Below are 281 nucleotides of genomic sequence, written 5' to 3'. Positions count from 1 at the left end.
GGCTTTGCGGGCCGCTTCGCGGGCACGGGCCGCATCGATAATCTTGTTGACCACGATCTTGGCATCGCCCGGGTTTTCCAGCAGGAAGTCCGCCAGCTTCTCACCCATCGCCTGCTCAACTGCGGTCTTCACTTCGGAAGAGACCAGCTTGTCTTTGGTCTGGGAGGAGAACTTGGGATCCGGCACCTTGACGGAGATAACGGCAATCAGACCCTCACGCACGTCGTCGCCACTGGCGGCAGACTTGGCCTTCTTGCTGTAGTCCTCTTTGTCCATATAGG

The 281-nt window shown here is 58.7% G+C and carries 1 pseudogene; it reads right to left on the bottom strand.

Annotation, left to right across the window (positions count from 1 at the left end):
- Positions 1 to 281: pseudogene (gyrB, locus tag AACS18_RS22970) on the bottom strand (DNA gyrase subunit B); the annotation flags it as partial.

It is taken from the genome of Aeromonas sp. HMWF015, from assembly GCF_963878965.1.
Taxonomy (GTDB): domain Bacteria; phylum Pseudomonadota; class Gammaproteobacteria; order Enterobacterales; family Aeromonadaceae; genus Aeromonas; species Aeromonas veronii.
Note: the sequence above shows the minus strand (reverse complement) of the source record. Positions and strands in the feature narration are given on the sequence as shown.